Here is an 11890-nt window from a genome sequence, read left to right on the forward strand (position 1 = left end):
CAATACCAGCGCACAGCCCAAAGAATGATTTCGCCCTGAAAATGCCGACCATGGAAAGGATTCATATGCTGCACCTTTAGCTAAAACAGTCTTCAGCTTACCATTCGTGGTTATTTGCAACAGTGCCGTTTAAAGTGCGTGTGATAAATAGAAGTGTAATACAGGAAAATGGTAAGGTTTATCAGCCTAGTCATCTGTCCATTATGTAGAAAGAGCAGCACTTTAATGTTTATGCTGTTCCAATGTATTACATTCCGTACTTTCTATTTGTAACGTAATTTCAGTAATACTATGATTATGTTTTAGAACGTCTAAGGCCTTTTGATAGAGCTGATCTGGATTGCTATTAGGAGCAACTAAATGAGCAGTTAAATGAATGTTTTTTGAAGATATAGCCCAGACTTTCAACTGATGAATCCCTTCAACACCCTCTAGCATCAATAAATCATTTCTTAACGACTCAATATCAATCTCATCAGGAACCCCTTCAAGCAAAATATGGATACTTTGTTTTAATAAAACCCAAGTTCGAGGTAAGACCCAGAAGCCAATTAACACAGCGATTAAGGTATCTACCCACATCCACTGGGTAAAATAAATGACCACTCCTCCGATAATCACGCCTATCGATCCCAGTGCATCACTAAGAACTTCTAAATATGCGCCTTTCACATTTAGACTTCCTTCAGCACTCGCAGAAAGGATTTTCATTGAAATCAAATTTATGACCAAACCAATGACTGCGACAATCATCATTCCAATACTTTGAATTTCAGCAGGATTCGTAAAACGTTGGTAAGCTTCATAGACGATATATATCGCCACTACAAAAAGCATCACTGCATTAAACAGAGCCGCTAAAATTTCGAATCGCTGATAGCCAAAAGTTCTTTTATCATCTGCGGCTTTTTTACCAATTTTGATAGCAGCAAGAGCAATAGCTAATGCGGCTACATCAGTAAACATGTGAGCGGCATCAGACAGTAATGCTAAACTTTGGGTAATAAAAGCAGCGACAACTTCTACTATTAAAAAAGTAGTCGTTAAACCCAAAGCAAACATTAATTTCTTACTATTTCCTTCAGTAACAACCGCATGGCTATGATCATGATGTTCTGACATAAAATTTTCCTTATTCAATCCATGATTAGCAGAGATACTTGAGACAGGCTCAATATCTCTGCTAAAAATTGCTTAATCTAATGGATTAAGAAGCTTTCTTTTCATTCATCCAGCGGTACAGTACGGGCAATAAAACCAATGTAAGCAGGGTAGAGGAGATAATTCCTCCAATAACCACTGTTGCTAAAGGTCTCTGTACTTCTGCCCCAGTTCCGGTTGCCAAAGCCATCGGGACAAACCCAAGGGACGCCACACAAGCTGTCATCAGCACAGGTCTAAGACGCAAAATTGCACCCTGCCACGTTGCATAATAAAGGTCATATTGTTGTCGCAACTCTTTGATAAAGGTAAGCATGACTAAGCCATTCAGTACAGCCACCCCCGATAGTGCAATGAAGCCAACCCCTGCTGACATGGATAATGGAATGTCACGCAACCACAACGCGATTAAGCCTCCACATAAGGCAAACGGTACACCACTAAAGACCAGTAAGCTTTCTTTGATATTATGGAATACAGCCATCAATAAAATAAAGATCGTCAACAATGCGAGCGGAACCACCAATTGCATACGCGCTTTTGCAGACATCAGATTTTGAAATTGACCGCCATAATCTATCCAATAACCGCTTGGTAATTCCTGTTTGGATAACGTGCTCTGAAGCTCTGTTACGAATGAGCCTAAATCACGTCCTTCTACATTTGCAGTAATAACCACTCGACGTTTACCATTTTCACGGCTGACCTGATTAATACCCAGGATATTTTCAACGCGTGCCACATCTTGCAGTTGGACTAAACCACCATTCGGCAATTGAATAGGAAGTACCGCTAACTGTTCAGGACTACGCTGGGATTCATCTAGACGGATGACAAAATCAAAACGCTTGTCTCCCTGTAAAATTGTTCCAACATTCTGGCCACCGACACTTGTAGCTACCAGATCCTGAATTGCTCTTACCGACAAGCCATATTGTGCAGCTCTGGACTTATCCACCTCTACATTCAACAAGGGTAAGCCACTGGTCTGTTCTACATTAACGGCTGTCGCGCCTGAAATTGAGTTAATTTTTTGAGAAATTTTATTCGCTTCGCGATTTAGAATCTCCATGTCATCACCAAATAATTTGACACCCACATCACTTCGCACCCCTGAAATTAACTCGTTAAAGCGCAGTTCAATGGGTTGCGAGAACTCACTGTTATTTCCCGGCAATGTCGCTAAGAAAGTAATCATTCTTTGGCGAAGCTCATCAATCGTTTGTTTTGGATCAGGCCATTCATCATGAGGTTTTAACAGTACCACGCCATCTGAAATGTTGGGTGGCATAACATCTGTGGCCACTTCTGCTGTACCGGTACGGGCAAAGATCGCTTTAATTTCAGGAAATTCTTTCAACAGTAACTTTTCAGTATTTTCCTGCATTCTCAGTGACTGTTCTAACCCTGTACTTGGGGAACGCATTTGCTGAACAGCAAAATCACCTTCACCCAGTTGAGGTGCAAACTCGCTACCTGTTTGAGTGGCTAGCACGCCCGTAAGCACTAAAATACAGGCAGCCACAATAGTCACAAATAAACGAAGCTCATAGGCTTTATCTAAAAGCAGTTCATATTTGGTTTTAAGCCAATGCATCCAGCGACTTTCGGTTTCCTTGACTTCTCCAGTGACAAATAGGGCAACTGCGGCTGGCACAAAAGTGACAGATAAAATCATGGCCCCAATTAAAGCCAGTACAACAGTCATTGCCATAGGATGGAAAAGTTTGGCTTCTACACCCGTCAGGGTAAAGATAGGTAGATAAACCACCAAAATAATTAACTGTCCAAAAATCAGAGGACGACGCGCCTGTTTTGCAGCCAAGAAGACTTCTTTAAATCTTTCAGAACGGCTAAGTAAACCACCTTTCAGCTTCTGAGCTTCTGCTAGCCGACGGATACAGTTTTCTACAATAACCACTGCACCATCAATAATAATACCGAAGTCCAGTGCCCCTAAACTCATCAGATTTGCACTAATCTTCTGCTCTGCCATTCCCGTCAAGGTAAACAGCATTGACAGTGGAATAACGCAAGCCGTGATCAGCGCAGCACGGAAATTACCTAGAAAGAGAAATAAAATAACAATGACGAGGATTGCACCCTCAATCAAATTTTTCTGAACGGTTTTGATCGCCCGATCAACCAAATGCGTACGGTCATACACAGTCTCAATCACCACACCTTTAGGTAGCGATTGCTGGATCGATTGCACCTTTTCATCAATGGCTTGAGCAACGGTACGGCTATTTTCTCCCATCATCATCATGGCAATACCCAATACAGTTTCTTCACCATTATAGGTTGCAGCCCCTGTTCTTAAGTCATGACCAATTGAGACATTGGCGACATCTGCCACCCGAATCGGATAGCCGTTTTTATTGGCAATACTGATGTTCTGGATATCTTCAATCGTGTTTAAAGTGCCGGGAACACGAACCGTTAGCTGTTGTCCATTTTTCTCAATATAGCCAGCACCACGGTTTTCATTATTCTCTGTTAAGGCAGTTTGTAAATCAGACAAAGGAATTTGCAATTGTTGCAATCGGTTCAGATCAGGGGCAACCACATAGGTTTTATTAAAGCCACCGATACTGTTGATCTCAGCAACGCCTTTTACGCGCTGTAATTGCGGTCTTACAATCCAATCCTGAATTTCACGTAAATCCATCGCCGAATAAGGGGTTCCATCCGGCTTTTTAGCATTTGGTTCGGCTTTAATCACCCATTGATAGATTTCACCTAAACCTGTCGAAATAGGCGACATGTTAGGTTGCACATCTTCAGGCATTTCTCCCATTGCTTCTTGCAAGCGCTGGTTGATAAGCTGTCTGGCCCAGTAAATATCCGTGCCATCTTCAAAAATGATGGTCACTTGCGATAAGCCGTAGCGTGAAATCGAACGGGTTTGTTCCATTTTCGGCATGCCTGACATGGCATTCTCAATGGGATAGGTAATCCGCTGTTCCATTTCCAAAGCCGTAAAGCCATTGGCTGAAGTGTTAATCTGCACCTGAGTATTGGTAATATCCGGTACAGCATCAATCGGTAACTTTTGATAACTATAAATACCAATAGCAATCCAGGCTGCAATAAACAGCATAATCCAAATGGCGTTATGGATAGAAAACTGGATCAGCCGATCAAACAGCCCTTCAGGTTTTACCGATTCGTGGTCTGGAATGTGAGGGCTTTTAGTGCTCATGTGAAGCCTCTCCTTTTTCCATCTCAGATTTCAGTAAGAAACTGCCTTGAGCTGCATATTTTTGTCCCTGATTAAGCCCATTTACCACTTCAATCCACTGGCTATCCCCAGACGATTGCCCTAATTTCACCGGTTGCGGACTGAATTCAACTTTCTGTCCATGCTGAATGGCGACAAAAACCACATCTTTTCCATCGACATTCTGAACTGCGGACTTAAGTACCCGTAATGCGGTACTTTCACTGCGTTGTTGCAACTGTACGTTTACCATCAAGTTTGGACGTAATTCGGTTGCATTCGATTCAACTTTTGCTCGCACCTGAAGACGGCCTGTTTGAATATCCGCTTCAGTATTTAAAGTCTGAATAACAGCCTGATAGACCTTTTCCGTTTGCAAGGATTTAAATTCGATCTTTTGATTCGGGGCTAAGCCCATAATTTCAGAATTTGGAACAATAAACTCAAGCCAGAGTTGATCTAACCGGTCTATCGTAAAGAGTTGATCGGCTAACTGAACATTTTCCCCGAGAACCAAATCCTTTTTACTGATCACGCCAGAAATGGGAGCTTTCAAAATATAGCGTCCGTTACTGGCATTCACTGCACCAAATGCACTTAAACGTGATTGGGCCGCTTGAACCTGAATTTGTGCCCGTTTATAGCTGTTATAAGCACGTTGATAGTCCTGTTTTGCTGAAATGCCCTGTGACCAAAGCTGACGCTCACGATCATAGTCTTGTTTCGCCAGTTCAAGGTTGGTTTGTTCAATTTTAAGATTGGCCTGCTGATCAACTAGATCAGGAACAAGCAACGCAGCCAAAGGCTGTCCTTTCTGAACTTTTTGACCGAGTTCTACATAGACATTTTCTACATGACCACTAAAACTCGGTGAGACGTGCGCTTGCTGGTCAGTATTCACATTCAGTTTGGCAGGATAAGAACTTAATTTAACCACCGGGCCTTGATCGACCGCTGATAATTGTATGCCCTGTTCCACCAGTTGCTTGGCAGTCAGGCTCACACCTTCTGCATGCTCTTCGGTTTCACCACCATGTTCTTCTCCCCCTTCTTCCTCGGCATGTTCATCTGATGTTTCAGATTTATTCTTACCCGTTAAGATCAAGAAAATACTGAGGAGTACGGTAGCGCCGATGACCAAACTAATCAGTAGGGGTTGAGAGATTTTTCCGCTCTGTTTTTTTAAGCTGTTTTTAAGATCGAACATGTTAATTTCCCCCACCAATGACAGGCATGGCCTGTATGTCTTGCCATAAATTTTGATTGATTTGTGCAATAGCATCTTTCGACATGACTTCACTTGGGCTAATGCCTAAGCTTAAACTTTCTGCTTCGATGGCCTTTTGCCAGCCCTCCCGTAACAACTGGACTTTACGTAGACGGATGTCTTGTAATTGAAGCGTGGCTTGCTGAACATCGGTTAAAGCAAACTTTCCTGCCAGAAAACCTTGTAAAGTTTTACTTTGAACTTGAGTCGCCAAAGGAATTTGAGTCTCGTCAACGACTTTGAATTGAAGCTCTAAACCCTGCAACTCGGTTAAGATCGTGCCTATTTGCAGCGCATTTTGCTTTAGATAAAAGTCTTTCTGACGCTCTAATAAGTTCATTTTTTCTTGCGCGATTTTTATGCCATTTTGCTGACGATCGAAAATATTGAGCGGTACACTGACTCCAACCACCAGTTGATTTTGTGTTGAGTTATCCAAGGATTGGGTGCGGTTAACGCCCAGGTTTAAAGTAGGATTAGGACGTGACTTTGCTTTCAGCTGATCAACCGTTGCTTGAGACTCTAACACCTGTAAAATCCGATATTTCTCAATGTAGTTATCCGCTAAATATTCTTGAACCTGCCCATGAGTCGATTTTGGCCAAAGCTTTTGCGAAGAGAGGTTTACCTTCAATGACTTATCAGAGGTTCCCCATAAATTTGATAATTGTTGGGTGGCCACTTGTACCTGTAAGTCGGCCTGTCTAAAAAGACGGATATTTTCAGCATGACTTAAACGTGCGCGATTCACATCTACTTGCGCGATACCGCCCGCAGTAAAGCGCTTCTCGATCGCTTTAAGGTTTTCTTCGCTCACCCGAAGTTGTTCATTGACAATGTTTCTTTCAAGTTCGGCAATGGCCAGTTGTGACCATACATATTTCACTGCAAGCTCAATTTGCGCTTGATAAATCTTCTGCTTCAGTGCTGTTTTATCTGTAGAGAGACTGGCTAATTTTTGGTTTGCTTTTCGCTCACCAAAAATATCCAAGGGTTGTGATATGCCAATGGTAAGCTCTTTTTCATTATTTGAACCAAATCCCGTTTGTTCAACTGACAGTTCAGGATTTTTAAACAGCTTACTTTGCTGAAGATTCGTGGCATTAATGCTGTTTTGCGTTTCCCAGAAATTTTGGGACGCTTGATACTGGTTGACCTGCTCAATGGCTTGTCGCAGCGTTAAATCTTGAGGACTGGCGACTACAGAAGTACTCAAGCTGATCATTGCTGATAGCAAGACACCTGTACGGAATGCTGACCAGGATAAATTCAGGATAGAAGTATCCTGATATAATTTGTTTTTTGACATGAAATGCCCCACACATAATGAGATTAGGAGTGGTGGGCTTTTAATAAGACTACCCCACCAATAGTAGGGGCAAATCAGGAGGGGGTGTTAATTGATTCAGATAAGGGGATTTATAAAAAGTTCTTCCCAAATAAGATGGTGTAAGGACTGTCTCAAAATGAGTTTTAAGCTTCAGATCATCGGGTGGGTCAATCTGAATCACGATTGTATTTGAGAAATGACTGCACTTTTCGTTAAAACAAACCTTCTGACAATAGTCATAGATTTCTTTATAGTTTTCTAAGGAATAAAGTGCTTGACTAGGACTATCACTCTTTTCGTCTAAATCGATTGGATTAGAGAGTATTGAATTGGGTATGTTTGGCATTTCATGCAGACACGCAGCCTCTGCCACACTCCAAATATTCTGGAATGTGAATAAGAGTACCAATATCTGGATTAGAAATGTTTTTCTCTTCATACACAAATCTGTATTTAAAACACCAATAAGAAGCTGTCCAGATCTATCAAAGATCTGATCACAGAATTTGAGTAACCTTAAACTTTTTGCAGCCTTAAGTAAAGATATACAGAATTTTTGAAAAAAGCATAGGTCTAGATAATCAAGCTAGATTTTTTAGAACTCCACATTGGTCAATTGTACATAAGCCATCACAAGTACCTCTTAAATCAGATAATTGTTCAATAAGCTTTTGTTGCTTGATTATATTTTCTCTGATAGCACTGACATGTAAGTCAATTAATTCATTCACATCTGAACAATTTTTCTTGGGATTATCTTTATAGGTGAGTAATTGACGAATTTCATTCAAACTCATATTTAAAGTTCGGCAATTCAAAATAAACTTAATTCGCTCAACATAGCCTATATCGTAAAGGCGGTAATTTCCTTCCGTTCTTTCGGGTTCCGGAATTAAACCTTCCTTTTCATAAAACCTAATTGTTAATACTGAACATGAGGTTTTTTTAGAGAGTTCACCAATTTTTAAATGCATTGAGTTGGTATTTCCAAAAAATCTTGACTCTATAGTAACTATAGGGATTCTAATATTCAAAGTTTATAAATTTTTTTAATGGGTATAACTATGAGTGGCTGTGGATGTAGTAAAGAAACACCATGCGAAGATAAGAAATCTCAACAAGAAAATCATCCATCAATTGCAGAAGCAAGCAATTCAAAGAATTGTGATAATACGCCTAGCTGTTGTGGTGAAGAGGAAGAAGAAAAATCTTCATCTCCTTGCTGTAACACTTCAAACAGTTGTGAAGATACCGCTCAATCCTGTTGTGGTTCTGATCCCAAAGAAAATTTAAGCACTGAAAACGTTTTAAAAGATTCGCACTACATGAGTGAATACTTAGTTCCCAAAATGGATTGTTCTGCGGAAGAACAGATGGTTCGTATGGCGCTATCTTCAATTGATGGTGTTCAAAAACTCATCTTTGATTTACCTAACCGGTCTTTAAAGGTTCTACATAATCAAAAAGATGAAAATATAACTACCAAACTTGAAGCTTTGGGTTTTGGTGCAAAGCTTGTGAAGACTGAAACTTATATAAGCAATCAACAGGCTAAGCAAACAAGTACCTATACCATTCCTAAAATGGATTGCTCTGCTGAAGAGCAAATGGTCCGTATGGCTCTTGCAGATATTGAAGCAGTTAAAGGTCTTACTTTTGATCTTCCCAATCGAAAACTGAAAGTCTTCCATAATGAAGGGAGTCAGCAAATTACGGCCAAACTTGAAGGACTGGGTTTTGGGGCGAAACTTGATGAAACACAGCTTTCTACAGGCGATATACCTAATGAACCTGATCCTGTGAGACAAGCTAAAGTACTTAAACTGTTATTAGGCATTAATGCTCTACTGTTCTTTATAGAATTCATCAGCGGAATTATTGCTGCGTCTACAGGATTGATTGCTGATTCTCTAGATATGTTTGCCGATGCAGCCGTTTATGGTATTGCGCTATATGCCGTCGGAAAAGCTGCGAAATATCAAGTGAAAGCAGCCCATTTCGCAGGTTGGATTCAGTTATTACTTGCTGTCATCGTGATTATTGATGTCATTAGACGATTCATGTTTGGAAGCGAGCCAGAATCAACGCTCATGATTGTTATTGGCCTGCTCGCACTTATAGCTAACGTGACATGCTTATATCTTATTTCTGGTCATCGAGAAGATGGCGCACATATGAAAGCCAGTTGGATTTTCTCGGCGAATGACGTTGTGGTAAATATGGGCGTTATATTTGCCGGTGTACTCGTGGCGTGGACGGGATCAGCTTACCCAGACTTAATCATTGGCATCCTGGTTTCTTTATTCGTGCTTAATGGTGCTCGAAAGATTTTGGCTTTGAAGTAAGAGTATCGAAAATGAATCTATTTCAAGTTAAACAAAATCAGATCGTCAAAATTAGAGATCTCAAAAAAGGTAATCAATACAGTCATACCACTGATCCCGTATTGGAACGGCTCCAACTATTAGGTTTTAGAGAGGGTGAAACTCTACAAGTACTCGCTAAAGGTGTTTTTGGCGGAGATCCTGTTTTAGTTCAAATTGAAACTTCAAGATTCGCATTAAGAAAGAATGAAGCTGAAAGAATTTTTGTAGAGTTAGTATCCAATGAAGATTAAGAACATTGCATTAGTCGGTAATCCAAATTGCGGAAAAACCTCTTTATTTAATACGCTTACTGGTACGCGACAAAAAGTTGCCAACTATGCTGGGGTTACCGTAGAAAGAAAAGAAGGTTCTTTTAAATTACCTTCTGGTGATGCAATACGAGTATTGGACTTACCCGGAACTTACAGTTTAAAACCTAGTAGTTTAGATGAAGAAGTCACCAGGGCAGTTTGTTTGGGCGAGCTAAAAGGTGAAATTCTACCCGATATTTTTATATGCGTTGTAGATGCCACAAATTTAAGCTTACATTTGAGCTTGGTTCTCGAAGTTCGTGCTCTAAATCGCCCTATGATTCTTGTATTAAATATGATGGATGAGGTCAAAAAGCGTGGTATTTCCATTGATAAGGATAAACTGTCTCAACTGTTAGGTATCCCTGTAGTTGAAGCTGTCGCAGTTAAAACAAAAGGAATTCAAGATTTAATTAATCAATTAGATCAAAAAAATCTTTTTATTACTCCTTATCATTCTGAATTAAGTCATTTTGAACAGGTCAAACAAATCACCAAACAAGTTATTTTAAATAATGACAGTGGTGATAAAAGAACCGCATTTCTAGATAAAATTTTTCTACATCCTGTATTGGGTTTAGTAATCTTAACTTTAACCATGTTTGTGATGTTCCAGGCGGTATTTATATGGGCAACGCCTTTTATTGAATTCATTGAAAATTTTGTCGCATGGCTCAGTGATTTTATTGGACCACTAATCCAACATCCTCTATTAAAAAGCTTGGTTGTGGATGGGGTAATTGCTGGTGCAGGTAGCGTGCTTGCATATATGCCTCAGATTTTGATTTTATTCTTCTTCATTTTAATGCTTGAAGAGTCAGGCTATTTACCCCGAGCAGCATTTCTTTTAGATAAATTAATGTCTAAAGCCGGGCTTAGCGGCCGTTCATTTATTCCTCTGCTATCCAGTTTTGCTTGTGCGATTCCCGGAATTATGGCAACCAGAAGTATCAGCTCTGAACGGGACCGATTAGCAACAATTATGATTGCACCCTTGATGACCTGTTCAGCAAGATTGCCAGTATATGCTTTATTGATCGCGGCATTTATTCCGAACCAATTAATCTACGGCTGGTTAAGTCTGCAAGGATTAGTCCTTTTTGGTCTTTATATGTCGGGAATAGTCTCAGCGTTATTAGTTTCAGTGTTTCTGAAATTGGTTCGAAAAGATAAAACTGAAAGTATTTTTATTTTTGAACTTCCCACATACCGAATTCCAGATATTAGAAATATTGCATTAGGCTTATATGATAGGGCAACTATTTTCTTAAAACGAGTTGGTGGCATTATCGTCGCACTGTCTATCTTGTTATGGGTGCTAGTCACGTTCCCTCAACCACCAGATAATGCAAGCATGCCGGCCATTAACTATAGTTTAGCTGGTCAGTTAGGACATTTAATTCATCCTATATTTGCGCCTATTGGGTTTACATGGGAAATATGTATTGCACTCATTCCTGCTATGGCAGCAAGGGAAGTTGTAATTGCTGCTCTTGGGGTGATTTATGCGATGTCAGGTGATGAAGATACAGTAACTCAAAGTCTGTTAAGTCAAATTTCAGGCCCGGATGGATGGGGGTTAGCCACAGGTTTATCATTATTGGTATGGTTTATTTTTGCTCCCCATTGTCTTGCTACGTTAGCAACAATTAGACGAGAAACTGGCAGCTGGAAACAGCCCATCATTATGGCAACTTATTTGTTTGCATTAGCCTACATCTTTTCATTCATCACATATCAAGTTGCGAGTAAGTTTTAATTAGCAAATGAATAAAAGAGGGGGGGAGCTAGCTCCCCCCCCCTTTATTAAATTACTCGATGTAAGCGTGGGCTTCTGAATACTTTTATCTAACTATAACAACTACTTAAATGTTTAAATCTCTAGGTTTTGAATAGTCGAGGTATCAGACGAATATAGATTGGTAAAAAGCATAGTTCAACGATAGTCTGAGTCAAGATTACAGCAGGAATTATGGGCATACTTCCCGGAATTGCAAAAGCTAATGGAAGAATAACAAATGAATTTCTATATGATGCTGAAAAGGACACAGCACTAGCAGAGCCAGATTCTAATCGAAAAATACGAGCAATTATCCAACCCACGAAGGCACTGTTGCAAATAGAGATTTGAGTCGATGAAGTTCCTTTTTAAAAGTGCTTAGAGACCGAAAACCCTGTTGATTAGACACACTTCACCTTGAGGCTGACCATAATAAAATGACGATGCTTGTC

At 40.2% G+C, this 11890-nt stretch carries 9 protein-coding genes; 3 read left to right on the top strand and 6 right to left on the bottom strand.

Annotated elements, in window-relative coordinates; translation table 11 throughout:
* Nucleotides 1-222: 222 nt before the first annotated feature.
* The 6 genes from FTV31_RS14745 to cadR form a co-directional block, all read right to left on the bottom strand.
* The gene (locus FTV31_RS14745) at nucleotides 223-1122 is read right to left on the bottom strand and encodes a cation diffusion facilitator family transporter (protein WP_026444404.1); all 900 of its coding nucleotides are present in this window, start codon (nucleotides 1120-1122) and stop codon (nucleotides 223-225) included.
* An 85-nt stretch (nucleotides 1123-1207) separates the two neighbouring features.
* Nucleotides 1208-4366: an efflux RND transporter permease subunit gene (locus tag FTV31_RS14750; protein ID WP_016165560.1), complete on the bottom strand. Its 3159-nt coding sequence runs from the start codon at nucleotides 4364-4366 to the stop codon at nucleotides 1208-1210.
* Nucleotides 4356-5591 (bottom strand): efflux RND transporter periplasmic adaptor subunit, encoded by a 1236-nt coding sequence (locus tag FTV31_RS14755; protein ID WP_005180694.1) that lies wholly within the window; start codon nucleotides 5589-5591, stop codon nucleotides 4356-4358. Before FTV31_RS14755 ends, FTV31_RS14750 begins: the two co-directional genes overlap by 11 nt.
* A 1-nt stretch (nucleotide 5592) precedes the next feature.
* Nucleotides 5593-6960: a TolC family protein gene (locus FTV31_RS14760; protein WP_180015574.1), complete on the bottom strand. Its 1368-nt coding sequence runs from the start codon at nucleotides 6958-6960 to the stop codon at nucleotides 5593-5595.
* Between the two features lie 49 nt (nucleotides 6961-7009).
* Nucleotides 7010-7420, bottom strand: coding sequence for a hypothetical protein (locus tag FTV31_RS14765; RefSeq protein WP_025465702.1), 411 nt, complete (start codon nucleotides 7418-7420; stop codon nucleotides 7010-7012).
* 142 nt (nucleotides 7421-7562) lie between these two features.
* A complete protein-coding gene (gene cadR, locus FTV31_RS14770) occupies nucleotides 7563-7955 on the bottom strand; it encodes a Cd(II)/Pb(II)-responsive transcriptional regulator (protein WP_004281856.1) in 393 nt (130 codons plus the stop codon).
* A 90-nt stretch (nucleotides 7956-8045) separates the two neighbouring features.
* Here cadR and FTV31_RS14775 point away from each other — a divergent pair, with 90 nt between their 5' ends.
* Genes FTV31_RS14775 through FTV31_RS14785 form a run of 3 tightly spaced genes read left to right on the top strand, consistent with a single transcriptional unit; the run spans nucleotide 8046 to nucleotide 11417 of the window.
* The gene (locus tag FTV31_RS14775; RefSeq protein WP_004910216.1) at nucleotides 8046-9326 is read left to right on the top strand and encodes a cation transporter; all 1281 of its coding nucleotides are present in this window, start codon (nucleotides 8046-8048) and stop codon (nucleotides 9324-9326) included.
* A gap of 11 nt (nucleotides 9327-9337) precedes the next feature.
* On the top strand, nucleotides 9338-9598 hold the full coding sequence (locus tag FTV31_RS14780; protein ID WP_004665962.1) for a FeoA family protein: 261 nt from the start codon (nucleotides 9338-9340) through the stop codon (nucleotides 9596-9598).
* Nucleotides 9588-11417, top strand: a complete 1830-nt coding sequence (locus FTV31_RS14785) for a ferrous iron transporter B (protein WP_004281858.1) — start codon at nucleotides 9588-9590, stop codon at nucleotides 11415-11417. Before FTV31_RS14780 ends, FTV31_RS14785 begins: the two co-directional genes overlap by 11 nt.
* Nucleotides 11418-11890: the final 473 nt, after the last annotated feature.

It is taken from the genome of Acinetobacter sp. YH16031, assembly GCF_013417335.1.
In the GTDB taxonomy this organism is placed as follows: domain Bacteria; phylum Pseudomonadota; class Gammaproteobacteria; order Pseudomonadales; family Moraxellaceae; genus Acinetobacter.

Coding starts and splice junctions, on each gene's coding strand:
- FTV31_RS14745 (WP_026444404.1), bottom strand. CDS start 1,122: ATGTCAGAACATCATGATCATAGCCATGCGGTTGTTACTGAAGGAAAT.
- FTV31_RS14750 (WP_016165560.1), bottom strand. CDS start 4,366: ATGAGCACTAAAAGCCCTCACATTCCAGACCACGAATCGGTAAAACCT.
- FTV31_RS14755 (WP_005180694.1), bottom strand. CDS start 5,591: ATGTTCGATCTTAAAAACAGCTTAAAAAAACAGAGCGGAAAAATCTCT.
- FTV31_RS14760 (WP_180015574.1), bottom strand. CDS start 6,960: ATGTCAAAAAACAAATTATATCAGGATACTTCTATCCTGAATTTATCC.
- FTV31_RS14765 (WP_025465702.1), bottom strand. CDS start 7,420: ATGAAGAGAAAAACATTTCTAATCCAGATATTGGTACTCTTATTCACA.
- cadR (WP_004281856.1), bottom strand. CDS start 7,955: ATGCATTTAAAAATTGGTGAACTCTCTAAAAAAACCTCATGTTCAGTA.
- FTV31_RS14775 (WP_004910216.1), top strand. CDS start 8,046: ATGAGTGGCTGTGGATGTAGTAAAGAAACACCATGCGAAGATAAGAAA.
- FTV31_RS14780 (WP_004665962.1), top strand. CDS start 9,338: ATGAATCTATTTCAAGTTAAACAAAATCAGATCGTCAAAATTAGAGAT.
- FTV31_RS14785 (WP_004281858.1), top strand. CDS start 9,588: ATGAAGATTAAGAACATTGCATTAGTCGGTAATCCAAATTGCGGAAAA.